The organism is Amycolatopsis sp. NPDC005003, assembly GCF_053600695.1.
The window spans coordinates 58,852-73,275 of the sequence record NZ_JBSGAI010000032.1; the positions used below are offsets into that span (position 1 = coordinate 58,852).

The 14,424-nt window shown below is 70.4% G+C and carries 11 protein-coding genes, 2 tRNA genes and 2 pseudogenes; 7 read left to right on the forward strand and 8 right to left on the reverse strand.

The window, feature by feature from the left end; translation table 11 throughout:
- The first annotated feature begins 21 nt into the window (after positions 1-21).
- Positions 22-207 (forward strand): hypothetical protein, encoded by a 186-nt coding sequence (locus ACWED2_RS31770; protein WP_449694187.1) that lies wholly within the window; start codon positions 22-24, stop codon positions 205-207.
- A 247-nt stretch (positions 208-454) separates the two neighbouring features.
- Entirely contained in the window at positions 455-868 is a 414-nt protein-coding gene (locus tag ACWED2_RS31775; RefSeq protein ID WP_449694188.1) for a histone-like nucleoid-structuring protein Lsr2, read from the forward strand.
- A 163-nt stretch (positions 869-1,031) separates the two neighbouring features.
- Here the strand turns inward: ACWED2_RS31775 and ACWED2_RS31780 are convergent, their stop codons facing one another.
- From ACWED2_RS31780 to ACWED2_RS31790, 3 genes are read right to left on the reverse strand one after another with little or no spacing between them, the layout of a single operon-like run.
- Positions 1,032-1,631, reverse strand: a complete 600-nt coding sequence (locus ACWED2_RS31780; RefSeq protein ID WP_449694189.1) for a TetR/AcrR family transcriptional regulator — start codon at positions 1,629-1,631, stop codon at positions 1,032-1,034.
- A gap of 26 nt (positions 1,632-1,657) precedes the next feature.
- The gene (locus ACWED2_RS31785) at positions 1,658-2,731 is read right to left on the reverse strand and encodes a hypothetical protein (RefSeq protein WP_449694190.1); all 1,074 of its coding nucleotides are present in this window, start codon (positions 2,729-2,731) and stop codon (positions 1,658-1,660) included.
- Positions 2,728-4,185, reverse strand: coding sequence for an FAD-dependent monooxygenase (locus tag ACWED2_RS31790; RefSeq protein ID WP_449694191.1), 1,458 nt, complete (start codon positions 4,183-4,185; stop codon positions 2,728-2,730). Before ACWED2_RS31790 ends, ACWED2_RS31785 begins: the two co-directional genes overlap by 4 nt.
- Before the next feature lie 218 nt (positions 4,186-4,403).
- Between ACWED2_RS31790 and ACWED2_RS31795 the strand changes: the two genes are divergently transcribed.
- The 4 genes and pseudogenes from ACWED2_RS31795 to ACWED2_RS31810 all read left to right on the forward strand — a co-directional run bounded on the left by ACWED2_RS31795 (position 4,404) and on the right by ACWED2_RS31810 (position 8,669).
- Positions 4,404-4,760, forward strand: a complete 357-nt coding sequence (locus ACWED2_RS31795) for an effector-associated constant component EACC1 (RefSeq protein WP_449694192.1) — start codon at positions 4,404-4,406, stop codon at positions 4,758-4,760.
- A 3-nt stretch (positions 4,761-4,763) separates the two neighbouring features.
- Positions 4,764-5,417 (forward strand): annotated as a pseudogene (locus tag ACWED2_RS31800) (caspase family protein); the annotation flags it as partial.
- 384 nt (positions 5,418-5,801) lie between these two features.
- Positions 5,802-7,532 (forward strand): annotated as a pseudogene (gene dnaK / locus ACWED2_RS31805) (molecular chaperone DnaK); the annotation flags it as partial.
- Between the two features lie 126 nt (positions 7,533-7,658).
- Positions 7,659-8,669, forward strand: a complete 1,011-nt coding sequence (locus ACWED2_RS31810; RefSeq protein ID WP_449694193.1) for a hypothetical protein — start codon at positions 7,659-7,661, stop codon at positions 8,667-8,669.
- 166 nt (positions 8,670-8,835) lie between these two features.
- Here ACWED2_RS31810 and ACWED2_RS31815 read toward each other — a convergent pair.
- The 3 genes from ACWED2_RS31815 to ACWED2_RS31825 form a co-directional block, all read right to left on the reverse strand.
- Positions 8,836-8,911, reverse strand: a tRNA-Glu gene (locus ACWED2_RS31815).
- 101 nt (positions 8,912-9,012) lie between these two features.
- Positions 9,013-9,084, reverse strand: a tRNA-Gln gene (locus ACWED2_RS31820).
- Positions 9,085-9,133: 49 nt separating this feature from the next.
- A complete protein-coding gene (locus ACWED2_RS31825; protein WP_449694249.1) occupies positions 9,134-9,868 on the reverse strand; it encodes an HAD family hydrolase in 735 nt (244 codons plus the stop codon).
- Positions 9,869-10,370: 502 nt separating this feature from the next.
- Here ACWED2_RS31825 and ACWED2_RS31830 point away from each other — a divergent pair.
- The gene (locus ACWED2_RS31830) at positions 10,371-11,621 is read left to right on the forward strand and encodes an FAD-dependent oxidoreductase (protein WP_449694194.1); all 1,251 of its coding nucleotides are present in this window, start codon (positions 10,371-10,373) and stop codon (positions 11,619-11,621) included.
- On the opposite strand, the gene ACWED2_RS31835 is transcribed toward ACWED2_RS31830, so the two are convergent.
- On the reverse strand, positions 11,618-12,388 hold the full coding sequence (locus ACWED2_RS31835; protein ID WP_449694195.1) for a fumarylacetoacetate hydrolase family protein: 771 nt from the start codon (positions 12,386-12,388) through the stop codon (positions 11,618-11,620). The two genes, ACWED2_RS31830 and ACWED2_RS31835, sit on opposite strands and share 4 nt — an antisense overlap.
- 31 nt (positions 12,389-12,419) lie before the next feature.
- Positions 12,420-14,024, reverse strand: coding sequence for a citramalate synthase (gene cimA, locus ACWED2_RS31840; protein ID WP_449694196.1), 1,605 nt, complete (start codon positions 14,022-14,024; stop codon positions 12,420-12,422).
- Between the last annotated feature and the right edge of the window lie 400 nt (positions 14,025-14,424).

Here is a 14,424-nt window from a genome sequence, read left to right on the forward strand (position 1 = left end):
ATCCGACGGCAAGGAGTCGCGATGACGGAGAACGAAAACCGGCCCGAAGGGGACCTCGCCCACAGCCGGCAGCTCATCAAAGAGGCGAAAGAAGCCGCCGCGGAGGCGCACCTGGCCGATCCCGCCGAAGGGGCCGCCGACGAGGCGCTCGCCACGGATCCGCCGTACCACCACGGCGAGCAGGGCTCCACGCCGTCCGGAACGTAGATTCCCGGCGGCATTTCCGCCGGTATTGCCGCTTCCGCCACCGCTGCCGGGCGAAAGCCACGACCGGCCGGAACGGCGGCGGCCGGTCCTATCAGGACCACCCCGGGCCGCCGTCGTTCCGGCTAAACGAGACGGAAATTGCCGTAGGACTCCTCGGGTGGATACACTCCACCGAAGAACGCCGACCATTGTGCAACTTGTCACACGTCGTTCCCCCCGGACGCACATCCAGCTGAGGAGCATTCACGTGGCCCAGAAAGTCCTCGTCGAGATCCTGGACGACATCGACGGCACCACCGCCGCCCAGACCGTTCAGTTCGGCCTCGACGGCGTCACCTACGAAATCGACCTTTCGGACGAGAACGCCACCGCCCTGCGCGACGAACTGGCCCGCTACGTCGCGGCCGGCCGGCGCATCGGCGGCCGCAAGGTCCGCGTCGCCACCGGGCAGTCGACCACGACCAGCACGACCGACCGCGAGCGCAACCAGCAGATCCGCGCTTGGGCCAACGCGAACGGCTACGAGGTCTCCGAACGGGGCCGGCTGTCCTCCGAGGTGATCTCGGCCTACGAGCAGGCCCAGGTCGAAGAGGCCGAGGCGCCCGCCGCGCCGCCGCGCAAGCGTGCTCCGCGCAAGAAGGTCGCCGCCGCCAAGAAGTAACGCGGTGGCCGGGAGATCACTGGGGAGAGATCACCGCAGCGGCGGTGGCCGGGGCTGAACACCCCCGCCACCGCCGTCGGCTTTTGCGGCGGGCGGTGGGAGCCATCACACCGCCCGCGTTGTCATGAATTGTCAGCGCATTCCGCGATGTTTCCGCGAAACCTCACCCGCGCAGCGCCGGCCCGATCCAGCGCCGGACCAGGGCCCGCAGCTCGTCATCGGTGAGCGGCGGCGTCGAGGGGTACTGCAGGAACGACAGGAACAACCGCATCAGGACCTCGGCGAGGCCCTGGAGCTCGTCTTCGGTCGCGATCCCGGCGGCCGCCCAGTCCACCGGCAGGTTGCGGAGGATCCGCGCGCCGTAGGAAAACGCCAGCGGCGAGATGACGCCGTCGGTGAAGAAGTCCGCTTCGCCCGCCTGCAGGAGCAGGCCCATGTGGGGTTCCCCGGGCAACGTCCGCACCGCGAACACCACCGATTCCACCGCGGCTTCGGCCGCCGTGCCGAACGCGGCCAGGTGCCGCTCCATCCGCCCGGCGAACTCCTCGACCCCGGCCAGCGCCACCGCGCGCAGGATGTCCTTCAGGCCCGGGAAGTAACGGTAGACGGTCTGCCGGGTGACGCCCGCCTCGGCGGCGACGTCGGAGAGGCTCGTCTTGGCCAGCCCCGCCCGGTCGAGGCACGCCGTCGCCGCTTCGACGATCCGGCGGCGTGCCTCGTCTTCGGTGCCGGGCGGGTTGCCCTGCCATCCGTGGTGCCCCATACCGCCATCTTCCCCGAGCGGAGCGCTCAGCCCGGGACAGGGGCGCGGTCGCGCCGGTACAGCGCCACCAGCAGCAGGCCGGCCGCGGCGAAACAGGCGAGCGCGTACGGCCCGCTGCCGATCGGGGTGCCGTCCGCGGTGACGCCGTCCTTCGCGGTCAAATAGCCCGGCAGCGCCCCGAGCCAGCACACCGCCATCCCGCCCAGGTAGCAGGCGGGGCAGTACCGCGCGAAGGCCGACAGCGGCTCGCCCGGTTCCCCGGAACGCAAGTGCGCCACGACGATCCAGGCGCCGGCGAGCCACAGCAGGCCCAGTTCGACGCCGAGGATCCACGCGCGCGCGGTGATGTCGTCACCGGCGAAACCCGACGGGATGCCCGCGATCGCCATGGTCGGCGGGGTGAGGACGCCGGCCAGCAGGATGCGCCAGGTCAGCCCGCGCCGCGGCGGGCCGCCCGTCAGGCGCACCACCAGGTAGGTCATCGCGGCCATCGAAACGGAAGCGAACAGCAGCATGCTGTTCACCGGCACCGACGCCAGCGCCGGGTGGTTGACCACCGTGTTGCCCGGGTTCCACGCCCACCACTTCAGCTGCGGGCCGACGTGGTCGAAGACTTCGTAGAACACCTGCAGCACGAAGGCCACGGCCACCGAACCCCGCAGCGCCCCGCGCCGGAAGAGCCCGAGCGAGCGCACGACCTCGTAGGCGAGCTGGCTGATCACCGGGTAGAACGCCACGATGTAGAGCGGCAGCCGGTCCGCCATGAACTGCACGGTGAACCGGTTGTGGGCGAAGATGAAGCCGTACAGCCGGTCGAGCCCGAACCACTCCGGGAAGTACAGCGGCGGCTCGGTGACGAAGAGGTAGACCAGCGAAGCCCACCACAGCGCCAGGTTCACCGGATCGCCTTCGCGGCGGCGGCGGAGTGCGTGCACCAGCGCGAACACCGCGCCGCCGACGATCAGCACTTCCAGCAGCGGCATCGTCCAGTGGGCGAGCGCCCACGGCGGCCGGACCGAAACCACCGGCGAGACGTCGTGGCAGTCGAAGCCGAGACCGCGGGTGACGGCTTCGGCGTCCGGCCCGCACGCCGTGCTCATCGCGCGGTCGCCGTCGCCGCCGAGTAGTCCGTGGCCGGCGGTTCGGCCTGGGGGTCGAACCCGAACGGCACCCGGTGCCGGCCCAGTGCGGCGCGGACGCGGTAGCGCACCAGACCCGCGAGCACGCGCGGGTTGCGCAGCATCCGGCCCAGCGACTCGTCCAGGTTGAACACCTTGGCGAAGTGCTCGTCGACCACCGGGTCCTCGCGCGCGGCGCCGACGACGAGGCTGAACGCCGGGGCCGATGCGGCCTCGACGAGGCGGCGCCGCCACTCCGGCAGCCGCTCGGTGCCGACCGCGCACGCGTAGCCCTGGTCCCGGGCCATCGCCAGGCGCCACGGCACGCGCAGCAATCGGCGTTGCGCGGCGAAGAACCGGGCGGAGAACTTCGCGTCGAGCCGGTCCGCGCGGGACAGGTGCTCGCGCAGCAGCAGGGCCGAAGCCGACGCGGAACTGATGCCCTGGGCGTAGAAGGGGTTGAACGCGCAGATCGAGTCGCCGACGAAGACCAGCCGCCGCGCCCGCGTGCGGAGGCGGTCGTAGCGGCGCCACTTGTTGCCGGTCGACCGGGTGAGGTGGACCGGCGAGGCGGGCGCGCACCGGTCCATGGCGGCCGCGAACAACGGCGTCCGCACCCGGCGTGCCGTCTCGACGAACGCGTCGGTGGTGCTGGGCATCTCCAGGCCCCACGAGCCCATGCAGGCGATGACGCGGTTGCCCTCGATCGGGAAGAAGTTGACCAGGAACTCGTGCTCGGCCGGGTGCTCGCCCCTGTCCGGCGTCGGCATGATCACCAGGTGCTGCCACCACCAGGAAGCCGGGCGTTCGGCGGGCAGGTCGTACCAGCGCGAGGTGTAGGTGACCTTGGCGTCGAGCGTCTGCACTTCCGGTTCCGGCCAGCCGGCCGCGGCCAGCCAGCCGGCGACCGGGGACCCGCGGCCCATGGCGTCCACGACGAAGTCGGCGTCGACGTGCTCGTCGCCGCCGTCGGCGCTGAAGCCGACGCCGGTGATTTCCCCGTCGGCGGTGGTGAGGCCGCGCACGGAGACCCCTTCGCGGACCACGACGTTGGCCAGCTCGCGCACCTTGTCCCGCAGCACGCGTTCGATCAGGATCCGCGAGCCGTAGACCATCGTCATGGCGCTGCGCTTGCGGGCGGACCAGCCCGGCCCGTCGAGGTAGGCGGCGTCCATGGAGGGCATCAGCAACAGCCCGCCCGCCGCGATGAGGTCGTCTTCGAACCCCGGGAACAGCGCGCCGATCGCGCGCCGGCCCGAGTTGAGCAGGAAGTGCGGGTGCTTGCTCTGCGGGACGCCACGGCGGTGCTCGGCCCCGTCGGGCAGTTCGTCGCGTTCCAGCACCAGCACGCGGTCGAAGTGCGGGGCGAGGGCTCCGGCCGCGCACAAACCGGCGGCGCTGCCTCCGAGGACGACGGCGGTCTTGCCGAGCCGCATGCGGATCAACTCCCGTCATTCATACAAAGAGACACCGAATGTATGAATGACCGGCGGCAGGTGTCAAGCCCCGCCTGGCGTCCACAGTGGACAGGTTGGCCGCCCGCCCGCGCCGCCACCGGCCGCGGCGGGCCCGGGCCGGCGGCAAATCACGTGTAGCGAAGCCACCACGTCCTACGATTGAGTGGGTAGCCGGGGTTCGGGGTGGAGGAGCGCGGATGCAGGCACGGATTCGGGTGACCGCGGGGGACTCCCGCGACAGGCTCCGCCCGCTGCTGACCTGGCTGAGGGCCGAAAACGAGCTGCGCGGGCGGCTCGAGCTGACCGGTGCCGCCCCGGCGCCGGACGAGATGGGCGCGGTGGCGGACGTGCTCACCGTGGCGCTCGGCGGCGGGGGCGCGGCGGCGGTGCTCGCCCGGTCGCTGTCGGTCTGGCTCCGGCAGCAGCGCTCGGACACCACGATCGAGATCACCACGGACGGGGACGGCGCCCGCTCGGTGAAGGTCACGGCCCAGCGCGTGGAGGACGCCGAAGCCGTGATCAAGAGCGTTCTCGACGCCGAGCGGGAGAGGTAGCCGGTGCGCCTGCCCGATCCGGGGCGGTCTCGCGTCATCCTCGTCGGCACCGCTCGCTACCCCGACGACGACAACCTGCCGGACCTGCCCGGGGTGCTGGGCAACGTCAGCGGGCTCGCCGACCACCTCACCCGCGAGGGCCTGGGTGGGTTCTCGTCGCGGCACTGCACGGTGATCACCGACCCGGCCAACAGCCACCAGCTCGGTTCCCGGATGGCCGAGATCGCCGAGCAGGCCGAGGACACCCTCCTCGTCTACTACGCCGGGCACGGTCTGGTCGACGCCGACGGCGCGCTGTACCTCGGGCTGTCTTCGACCCGGGCCCAGCGCGTCGCCTATTCGGCGATGCCGCTCACCATGATCGACCGGATCTTCCGCGAAAGCCCGGCGATCCACAACATCCTGATCCTCGACTGCTGCTTCTCCGGCCGCGCCATCGAGGCGATGGCCGATCCCGGTTCCGTCGTGTCCGGGCAGATCGACATCCCCGGGCGCTACACGCTCACGTCGGCCGCGGCCAACGAAACCGCCAACGCCCCGACCGGCGCGACCCACACCGCGTTCACCGGCGAACTCCTGCGGCTCCTCGGCGACGGCCTGACCGACGGCCCCGAACTGCTCACCCTCGCGCAGATCTACCGCCACCTGCTCCGCGCCTTACACGCCCGCGGGCTGCCGAAGCCGCAACGCCGTGGCGGCGGCACCGTGGACGACCTCGCGCTCGCCCGCAACGCCGCCTGGACGGCGGGCCCGCACACCGTTCTCCCGCCCGCGGTGGCCCGCGCCCTGCGGGAACCCCTGCCGCAGGACCGGGCGGAAGCGATCGGCATGCTCGTCACGCTGGTCAAGGGCGACGAGCCGCGGCTGGCCCGCGCGGCGCTCGAGGCGCTGACCGAGCTCACCGACGACGACAGCCGATCCCTGGCGAGCAAGGCGGCCGAAGCGCTCCGGGAGCTCCGCGAGCAGCCGGCCGCCCCGGAACAGCCCGCCCGGCCGCCGGAACCGGAGCAGCCGAAGGCCGACGAGCCGCCGCGGCGGCAGCTGACGTCGGTCGGCATCGACTTCGGCACCACGAACTCCGCCCTCGCCACGCTCGAGAACCGCAGCCCGTTCCTGGTGCCCAACGCCGAAGGAACGCCGACGACGCCGTCGGTCGTCGCGTTCGCGAAGTCGGGCGAAGTCTTCGTCGGGCAGTCGGCGAAGAACCAGGCGGTGACGAACGCGGACCGGACGTTCCGCTCGATCAAGCGGCGCATCGGGACGGACTGGAAGTCGCCGCCGGTCGACGGGCGGCGGTACACGGCGCAGGAGATCGCCGCCCGCGTCCTGGCGAAGCTCAAACACGACGCCGAAGCCGGGCTGAACGCGCGGATCACCGACGTCGTGCTGACCGTGCCCGCCTACTTCACCGACCACCAGCGGCAAGCCACGAAGGAAGCCGCCGAGATCGCCGGGCTGAACGTCCTGCGGCTGCTCAGCGAACCGACCGCGGCGGCGCTGGCCTCCGGGCTGGGCACCACCGACGACGACGTCACGGTGCTCGTCTGCGACCTGGGCGGCGGCACGTTCGACGTCTCGCTGCTGGAGTGCGGCATGGGCATCTTCGAGGTCAGGGCGACCAGCGGCGACAACGAACTCGGCGGCGACGACTGGGACCAGCGGATCGTCGACCACATCGCGGCCCGGTTCCGGCGCGCGCGGGGCATCGACCTCCGGGCCGACCGGATGGCGCTGCAACGGCTCCGGGAGGCCGCGGAGCAGGCCAAGATCGCGTTGTCCAGCGTGCAGCGCACGACGATCGCCCTGCCCTACATCACGGTGAGCGCCGAGAAGGAGCCGTTGCACCTCGACGAGGCCCTCACCCGCGCCGAGCTCGAAAGCATCACCGCGGACCTGCTCGACCGCGTCCGCGGACCGGTCACCGACGTCCTCCGCGAGGCGGGCATCACCGCGGCGCAGATCGACCACGTCCTGTTCGCCGGCGGCGCCGCGCGGATGCCGGCGTTCCTCGCGCTCGTCCGCGAGCTGCTGGACGGGGCCACGCCGAAGCAGCGGTTCAGTTCCAACGAGATCGTCGCCGCCGGCGCCGCCCTGCAGGCGGGGGTGCTGCGCGGCGAGGTGCAGGACACGCTCCTGCTCGACGTGACCCCCGTTTCGCTCGGCATCGAGACCAAGGGCGGGGTGTTCACGAGGCTCATCCCGCGCAACACCGCCTTGCCGTGCAAGCGTTCGGAGATCTTCACCACGGCCGAGGACAACCAGCCGTCCATCCAGGTCAGCGTGTACCAGGGCGAGCGCGAGATCGCGAAGGAGAACCGGCACCTGGGCACGTTCGAGCTGACCGGCCTGCCCCCGGCACCCCGCGGCGTCCCCCAGTTCGAGGTGACGTTCGACCTCGACCCCAACGGCGTGATGCACGTGTCGGCCCGCGACCTCGGCACGGGCAGCGAACAGTCACTGGCCATTTCGGGCGGCGTGGGCCTGTCTCGCGACGAGATCGGCCGCATGGTCCGCGACGCCCGGCGCTGGACCGAGGAGGACCGCCGCCGCCGCGAGGAAGCGGAGCTGCGCAACCGGGCCGAGACATCGATCTACCAGCTCGAGGCCTTCATCGTCGAGCACGGCGGCAAGTTCCCGTTCGCGATGCAGGGCGAGGCCCGCCAGGCCATCGACGCGTTGCGCACCACCCTCACCGGCACGGACGCGGCCGCGATCAAGGCAGCGGCGGACAACCTCGACGAGGTGAGCAGCCGGATCGGCGTGGCGATCTACCAGCAGCGCCCGAGTTTGTAGGAATCGGGAAGCACCGCCATCCGATGGTATTCGGATCCTCGCAGTAACAAATCCCGCTCTGCGCGCGAGTCCGGAAGTAAGCGCAAGCAGGCGGGATGAAGCGGAATGAGTGACCTCGACGACAACAAACCACCGCGGTTCGTGAAACGACGCTCGGGATGGATCTTGGCAGGAGCGTGGTGCGGACTCGGAGCGCTCTCGCTGCTGAGTTTCTTGGTTACCACGCGCGAGCACACGTACCTGGGTTCCCCGACGTCCCAGGTCCCGTCGACCCAGTACGCGAGTACTTTGCCCGAGTCCACCGCGCCGGCGATGCCGCATTCCACCGCACCGAGACCCGCACCCGGGACCTCGAGCGCGCCGGTGTCGAGGTCCCTTGCCGATTTCATCGACGAATGTGAGCTCGGCGCTGCTCATTGGCGAGCCGCTCAGGTGGCTTATCCCCGGAAGCTCGCCTTGGAAAAGGGGGTGCCGCAGGTTTACCTCGCCGCGGTGGACGTCAGGGATTTTCCCGTACCGGTGGCACAGGTCGTTCCCGGCCCGGACCCGGCAGGCGCCGCGATCGAGGTGAAGTGTGCGTTGAGCGCGCGCCTGGTCGCGGACGGGTCGATGACGGTCGACCCGCCGACGTGGACGTTCCGCGAGTTCAACCCGGCCGGGTTCCTCAACTGGACCTGGTCGGTGAACGCGAGCACCGCCGGCGCCCGCCAACTGCGTCTGGAGCTTCAGCCGGCCGTGGTCAGAACCGCGGGCAGGTCCGTCGACGACTACCCGACGGAACAGGTGCTCACCTACTTGACCGATGTCGGCATAACCGATCCGTCGTCACCCTCCCCGTCAGCGCCTCCGTCGGTCTCAGCCGCCGCGGTATCGACGCCGCCACCCACCGTGCCGCCTGGCGGCCAGGGGACGGGCTCCGGGTTCTGGCAGGCGGCAGCGGACAACTGGAAGATCATCACCGGCGTGGCTAGCAGCATCGGCGCCGCGGTCCTCGGTTTGCTCGCCTGGCTGCGAAAGGTCGACAAGGAAGTACGCAGCCTGTGGAAGCCCGGCAAGAAGGCCGCCGCCAAGCCGAAGGCCCAGAAGACCGCCAAACGGAAGTCCGGGAAAACCTGACCTCGACGTGGTCTGCCGATCGATCGCGTCGACGTATGAGGTGACGATCACAGCCGGGCCTGCTGAGGGATCAGCTGCCGGAGACGGCAGCGAGCGTAACCCTCGGCCGCCCCTCCCGCGCACCAAAAAACCCGCCTGACCTGGGTCAGACGGGCTCGGTTACTGCTGGTACCCCCGATGGGATTCGAACCCACGCTACCGGCGTGAGAGGCCGGCGTCCTAGGCCGCTAGACGACGGGGGCTTAGGATCTTCCCTGGTTTCCCAGGGGCTTTTCTGTTTTTCTTGCTGGAGAGAACCTACCAGAAGCGATTTCCCGCTTTGCAGGGGGGTCACTCTCCGCAGCTGGGGTACCAGGACTCGAACCTAGACTAACTGGACCAGAACCAGTCGTGCTGCCAATTACACCATACCCCAGTGAGGTACTGCTCCGGCTGGCCGGTTCAGCACCGCACGAGGAGAAATACTAGAGCACGCCGTTCCGGACCGTGAACGCGGGGGTGCCACTGCCGCGCTGGGCCGGGACGCCGATCGTCGCGTACTCCGAAACCAGCAGCTCAGGCAGCTCGGCGAGGCGGGCCACCGTGTGGACGCCGTCCGGGGCGCGCTCGCCGATGCGGTCGCGGTCGAGCCAGACCGCGCCCAGGCCCGCGTCGCGGGCGCCGATCGCGTCGGTGTCCAGCTTGTCCCCCACGTGGACCGCCTGGGCCGGCGCGCAGCCCAGGCCGAGGCACACCGTGTGGAACATCACCGGGTCGGGCTTGGCCACCCCGAGCTCACCGGCGATGGCGACGTGGTCGAAGAACGGCGCCAGTCCCAGGTCCGCGATCTTCTTCCGCTGGTGGACCCCCGAGGCGTTCGTCACCGCCGCCAGCATCAGGCCGGCGGCGCGCAGCCACTCCAGGCAGTCGAGGACGTCGTCGAACAGCTGCCAGGAGTGGTCGAGCAGCTCTCTTCGGCGACGTTCGAACGAACTCACCTGCTCGGCGTCGGCGCAGATGCCGATTTCGGCGAGGAAGCAGTCGGTGCGCCGCTGGTGCATCGTCGCGTAGTCGAGCTCGCCCGCCACGACGAGGGCGACGTGCTCCTCGGTGATGACGTCCCAGAGCGGCCACAGGTCACCCCGGCCGGTGAGGATGTGGAGGCTCCGGCGGATCGCGGCCGTGCAGTCGATGAGGGTGTCGTCGATGTCCAGGCACACCAGCCGGAGCTCGGGCGGCGCCCAGGGCTCGGACGCCGCCGCGGCGGGCGGGGCGGTTCGCGAAGGGGTCCGGGGTGCCAGGGCGAAATCCACCCAGTGAGGCTAGGGCAACCGCTGCGTTCGCGACGCTGCCAAAGAGGTGATTGCCGCTCGCCTGTTCCGGCGCACCGGCTCTACTCCCAGTTGGCGAACCGTCCCCATTCGGTTATCCGGCCGCGCGCGCCGCCCGGGCCGTCCCCTCCGCCGCGGAAATCGATTCCTCAGCGAAACCCCTTGTCCTGCTTGGGAATTCACTCCGTCCACAAGGGCATCTCCGCATCCCGCCGCCGGAGCGGCGCGCGGCCGGAACACCGTCGACCGACTGTCGCGTTTGGACGGTTTTCGGCAACCGCCGCGCGGCGACGTGGCCGTCGCCCGATCAGCGTATCTCCGGTCACACCCCTTGACGCCGGTGCCACGCGGGTGCATCCTCAACTTATTCAACAAGCGATGAATAAGGGAGATGGTCGAGATGACCGAGCGCACGACCTGCGTCGTCATCGGTGGCGGGCCGGCCGGGATGGTCACGGGGCTGCTGCTGGCCCGGGCCGGCGTCGAAGTGACGGTGCTCGAGAAGCACGCCGATTTCCTCCGCGACTTCCGCGGGGACACGGTCCACCCGTCGACGCTGACGCTGCTCGACGAACTGGGTCTCGGCGAGAAGTTCCACGCGCTGCCGCACAGCGAGCTGCGCTCGGCCGGGTTCCCCCAGGAAGACGGCGAAATGATGAAGCTGGCGGACTTCACCCGGCTCAAGGTGGCCCACCCGTACATCGCGATGGTGCCGCAGTGGGACTTCCTCGACCTGCTCGCCGAAAGCGCGCGCAAGGAGCCGACGTTCGTCCAGCGCATGGAGACCGAGTGCACCGGCCTGGTCCGCGAGCACGGCCGGGTCGCCGGCATCACCTACCGCACGAGCGCCGGGGAGACCGGCGAAATCCGCGCCGACCTGGTGATCGCCGCCGACGGCCGCTGGTCGCTGGCCCGCCGTGAGGCCGGGCTGGTGCCGCGGGAGTACGACTGCCCGTTCGACGTCTGGTGGTTCCGGCTCTCGCGCGGCGAGGCCGAGGAAGGCGGCATGCTGCTGCCGAAGATGCGGGACCGCCGCTTCGCGGTGCCGCTCCCCCGGCCGGACTTCTACCAGGTCGCCTACCTCGCGCCGAAGGGCGACGACCTGCGCACGCAAGGCATCGAGGCGTTCCGGGAGAACGTGTCGCAGATCTGCCCGGAGTTCACCGACCGCGTGCACGAGCTGAAGACGATGGACGACGTCAAGTTCCTCGACGTGCGGCTCAACCTGCTGCGCCGGTGGCACGTCGACGGGCTGCTGTGCATCGGCGACGCGGCGCACGCGATGTCGCCGATCGGCGGCGTGGGCATCAACCTGGCGGTGCAGGACGCGGTCGCGGCGGCGACGCTGCTGGCCGAGCCGCTGCGCCGGGGCCGCCCGACGGAGGCCGAGCTGGCGAAGGTGCGCGCGCGGCGGCTCGCGCCGACGCTGATGGTGCAGGGGCTGCAGCGCCTGATGCACCGGACCGTGGTGCGCGGCGTGATGAACGGCAAGCGCAACGGCCCTCCGGAACCGATGATCAAGCTGTTCGCGCGGTTCCCGCGGCTGTCGTACTTCCCGGCCCGGCTCCTCGGCCTCGGGCTGCGGCCGGAGCACGCTCCGGCGTTCGCCCGGCGGCCGATGGAGCCGGTGGCGCGGGGTTAGACGTTTTCGACCGGGTTGGTCAGGGTGCCGATGCCTTCGATGGTGATCGAGACGCTCTGGCCGCCCTCGATCGGGCCGACGCCCTCGGGTGTGCCGGTGAGGATGATGTCGCCGGGCAGGAGCGTCATCACGCCGGAAATGAACTCGACCAGCTCGGGGATCTTGTGGACGAGGTCCGAAGTACGGCCGTCCTGCTTGAGCTCGCCGTCGACCTCGGCCTTCAGGGCGAGGTCTGAGGCGTCGATCGAGGTCTCGATCCACGGCCCGATCGGGCAGAAGGTGTCGAAGCCCTTGGCGCGGCCCCACTGGCCGTCGGACTTCTGGAGGTCGCGGGCGCTGACGTCGTTGGCGATCGTGTAGCCGAGGATGACGCTCGCGGCGCGGGCGGCCGGCACGTTCTTCACCGGCTGCCCGATGACGATGGCCAGCTCGCCCTCGAAGTCGACGCGGCCGATGCCGGACGGACGCCGGATGGCGGCGTGGGGGCCGATGACCGTGGTCGACGGCTTGAGGAACAGCATGGGGTCGCTGGGCACCTCGTTGCCGAACTCGGCCGCGTGCTTGGCGTAGTTGCGGCCGACGGCGATCACCTTCGACGGCAGGATCGGCGCGAGCAGCCGGACGTCGGCCAGCGGCCACCGCTTGCCGGTGAAGTTCGGCTGGCCGAAGGGGTGTTCGGCGATTTCGAGGACCTGGGCGTCGTCGCCGTCGCCTTCGATCGAGGCGAACGCGACACCACCGGGATGAGCAATACGGGCTAGGCGCACGCAGCAAGTCTACGTGCGCCCGGCCCGTGACTCATGCCACGGTCGTGCTCTTGTGCACCAGCGCGTCGCAGAGGGCCAGCCAGCTGGCCTCGACGATGTTGCCGTGCACGCCGACGGTGGTCCACTCGCGCTCGCCGTCGGTGCTCTCGACCAGGACGCGCGTCACCGCGTCGGTGCCGGGGTGGCCCTGGAGGATGCGCACCTTGTAGTCGGCCAGCTCCACACTGTCCAACCAGGACAGGTGCGGGCTCAGGGCCTTCCGCAGGGCGGCGTCGAGGGCGTGCACCGGTCCGATGCCCTCGGCGGTGGCGATGACGCGCTGGCCGCCGACGTGCACCTTGACCGTCGCCTCGGCCATCACCTCGCCGTCCGGGCGGTGGTCGAGGACCACGCGGTAGGACTCGAGCCGGAACGGCGCTTCGGCGGGGACGTCGGCTTCCTGACGCAGCAGGAGTTCCAGGGAGGCGTCGGCGGCCTCGAAGGACCAGCCTTCGGCTTCGAGGCGCTTGACCTTCGTGATGGCGCTCGTCAGCGCTTCGGGCCGGCCGGCAAGGTCGACCCCGAGCTCACGTCCCTTGAGCTCGAGGCTGGCCCTGCCGGCCATCTCGGTGACCAGTACCCGCATGTCGTTGCCGACGGAAGACGGATCGATGTGGTTGTACAGCAACGGATCCACCTTGATCGCGCTCGCGTGCAGCCCCGCCTTGTGGGCGAAGGCCGACGCCCCTACGTAAGCCTGGTGGGTGTAGGGGGCGAGGTTGGCGATTTCGGCAAGGGCATGGGAGACCCGGGTGAGCTCGGCGGCGCCTCCGGTCGGGAGGACGTCGAGGCCGAGCTTGGTCACCAGGTTTCCCGTCACGGCGAAGAGGTCGGCGTTGCCGGCCCGCTCCCCGTAACCGTTGGCGGTGCACTGGACGTGCGTCACGCCGGCCTGCACCGCGGCGACGGAGTTCGCCACGGCGCAGGAAGTGTCGTCCTGACAGTGGATCCCGAGCCGGAATCCGGTCTTCTCCTTGATTTCCCGCACGGTCTCGGCGAGCCCGAGCGGAAGCTGCCCGCCGTTGGTGTCGCAGAGCACGAGGACGTCGGCACCCGCGTGGGCGGCGGCGTCGAGGACCCTGAGCGAGGTCTCGGGGGAATGCGCGTAGCCGTCGAAGAAGTGTTCGGCGTCGAGGAAGACCCGGCGGCCTTCCCCGGTGAGGAATTCCACGGTGTCCCTGACCATGGCGCAGGCCTCGTCGACGTCGACGCGCAGGGCGCGTTCGATGTGCCGCAGGTCGGACTTGGCGACGAGCGTGACGACCGGCGCTTCGCTGTCGAGCAGAGCCCGCACCTGCGGATCGGCGTCGGCGGTGGTGCCGGCCTTGCGGGTCGCGCCGAACGCGACGAGGGCGGCGTGGCGGAGCTTCAGTTCGCCTTTCGCGGCGCGGGCGAAGAATTCGGTGTCCTTGGGGAGCGCCCCGGGCCAGCCGCCCTCGATGAACCCGACCCCCAGCTCGTCCAGCAACCGCGCGACGGCGAGCTTGTCCTGGACGGAGTAGGAGATGCCCTCCCGCTGAGCACCGTCGCGGAGGGTGGTGTCGTAGAGGTGGAAGGCGTCGCCGAGCGGGGTATCGGCGGGCTCCTTGCGGGTCACGGTCTTCTCCTAGCGTTTCAAGGCAACAAAAAAACCTCCCGCATGGGTGCGAGAGGTTGCGCGCCGGGGGCTCTTGTGGAGCTATCGTCCGGCGCGCTCGTCGATAATGATCGCGAAGCTGGTCACGGTCGCATCATGCCACAGCGGTTCGGAGGAAGTCCAGGAGCTGGGCCAACCTCCCACAATCCGGGAACACGCTGCGGCGACCCTCTCTTCGCGGTCTTTCCGGCCGGGCCGGGAAAGGTTCGCTGGAAGCGGGCCGAATCGCCCCCAAACCCCACCCGTCCCTGGCCAGGTCCGGCAAGTCGTAGGTCATCTGGGGATTCGGAGCCGAGGGCTCGGCGGCCGAAGGTGCAGCTGTCCTGGGTGGTGCCGGGTCTCCTCGGCCAGCGAGCAAGGT